At 33.4% G+C, this 1,951-nt stretch carries 2 protein-coding genes and 1 pseudogene; 1 reads left to right on the forward strand and 2 read right to left on the reverse strand.

Features of this window, described 5'->3' with window-relative positions; genetic code table 11:
* Window positions 1–90 precede the first annotated feature (90 nt).
* Window positions 91–225: a hypothetical protein gene (locus IL45_RS15310; RefSeq protein ID WP_262496343.1), complete on the forward strand. Its 135-nt coding sequence runs from the start codon at window positions 91–93 to the stop codon at window positions 223–225.
* Window positions 226–822: 597 nt separating this feature from the next.
* Here the strand turns inward: IL45_RS15310 and IL45_RS15365 are convergent.
* Window positions 823–1,647, reverse strand: coding sequence for a papain fold toxin domain-containing protein (locus IL45_RS15365; RefSeq protein WP_316930394.1), 825 nt, complete (start codon window positions 1,645–1,647; stop codon window positions 823–825).
* Window positions 1,648–1,659: 12 nt separating this feature from the next.
* Window positions 1,660–1,890: pseudogene (locus IL45_RS15320) on the reverse strand (RHS repeat-associated core domain-containing protein); the annotation flags it as partial.
* Window positions 1,891–1,951 lie beyond the last annotated feature (61 nt).

Genomic DNA, 1,951 nt, shown 5'->3' on the forward strand with positions numbered 1-1,951 from the left:
AGAATTTCATAACTATCTGTATATTAGTAATGTCCTTATAAGGAACATATTATTTCAAAATGCTCTCGTAGGTTGCAGGGCAAAACGCCTATGCAGATCATAAATGGAGATTCTATTGATAAGTTCTTAAATACTCAAAAAATAAAACAGGCTCAAATCGCTAGGGTTGAATTCAATCGTAATTTCAATGCCTGTGTGTCTAAACTAGGTTGTAAGGCGTTCTAAAGGACTAAAATCACTTCAAATAATTTCACAACATCATATTCTCAAGTTGAAACATACTTCTTATTTCAAAACACTGATTTTACATCAGCGTTTTATCATTTCAACAAATCAAGGAGCTTAATTTTTGAATTCAAATTGATTAAATTCAAAGCAAGATTACAACCCTAGTATATGCGGGGCTTGTTCCAACTTTGGAACACTTTTATCGCGGTTATTGCGATTTGCACCATGCGACTTGTTCCCAATATTGGAACACTTTTATCGCGGTTCTTGCGGTTTGCACCCCCTTCATTTACATTATATCATTTTTTTTACAAAAGGTAGAAAAAGTATTCTGAAACAATTCTATTGTGTGAATATCGGTTGAAGAGTATAATCTTATTAGTTTATACCATTTCATTTCTTCAGTAATTTGGAATTTATGTTTTAGATAATCAGTGTAATATCCATCCAATAAATCTAAAATGGAATTGTTTTTAGATAAACTATAACCAAGAAATAATAAATAATAATCCTCGACTCTATTTATAAGAAAAATTCCAGGTTTCGATAAAGTTATCTCTAAAATTTCTTTATCTTCTTTATATAATTTTATCATCACTCTATTTCCTTTAGATATTCCCCTCCTTCTTCGAGTAATTTTTCACCTGTAACAACACCTTCTCTCGAAAAACCATTTAATTCGTCAATATAATCCTTTTTGCTAATACCGTTTACATGTAAATTGTCATATATAACTGTTTTGCCATTCTTAGTTACTTCTATAAATTCATGATAACCATTATCTGCGACTCTTTGTGTCTTTGTTCCGAGTAGTCCACCATCACCAATATCTATAGAATATCTTTTAACTGAATATCCAGACGATTTTAAATTCTTAGATAATTTTTTCATAAAATCTTTACTAAAATCAATACACTTGCTATAAAGTCCAGCTCCATTGAGACCGCCTGTTCTTACAAGCGGAAAAACATTTGCTAACTCGGACACATCAGCAATCTCTTGTTGAGTATACCTCGCATCTGGTGCTTGATTATTTCGATTCCAAATCGCTTGCTCAATAAATACTTGGTCTAAAGGAGAAAAATAGCCGTCCCGATAATTTGTGGCAAACTGTGAATCATCCTGTTTCCTAATAGACTCAGTGAAATAATTTGTGTAATCATAACCTGCACTAGCTTTTAGACCTCTAAGCCTTGGGTCATAATCACCATAATCAGCAGGTTCCATTGTAGTATACTCTTGTTGTATTTGACCATTAACAATTGTTCTATGAACGGTCATTGCTAAATTCATATACTTACCACCATATCTACCTTCCAAATGATAATCAGGCCATATTTCAACGCTATTAATTTTTTTAATGTAGGAATCTCCGTTTTGATGGAATCCAATTTCATAGCTTACAATCTTAAGCTCCATTCCTTCCAATTCAACAGCATCTATCACACTGTTCTCGGAAAAAGCGTAAGGACTGTTGTAAGAATATTTAACAGACAACGGATCCACCGCAAAAAACCTCCCAATCCTAGAGTCATGCATCCTATATCTGTAGTTATAACTATTTCCATCACCTTTGACCTCGTCATCGCGCTCCTGTCCTTGGAAACCGTAGCGATAGCTATCAGAATCCACACTTCCATGTCTATTATTTAGGAGCATCCCGTAAGGACTATAAGGTGATTTTTAATTAGGCCTTGTATTTAAAAGAACGACAGTAGTTTTT

The sequence above is a fragment of the Nonlabens ulvanivorans genome, assembly GCF_000732625.1.
Classification (GTDB): Bacteria; Bacteroidota; Bacteroidia; order Flavobacteriales; family Flavobacteriaceae; genus Nonlabens; species Nonlabens ulvanivorans.

Excerpts from the sequence above, each read along its gene's own strand:
- IL45_RS15310 (WP_262496343.1), top strand. The coding sequence starts at position 91 with ATGCAGATCATAAATGGAGATTCTATTGATAAGTTCTTAAATACTCAA.
- IL45_RS15365 (WP_316930394.1), bottom strand. The coding sequence starts at position 1,647 with ATGGAGCTTAAGATTGTAAGCTATGAAATTGGATTCCATCAAAACGGA.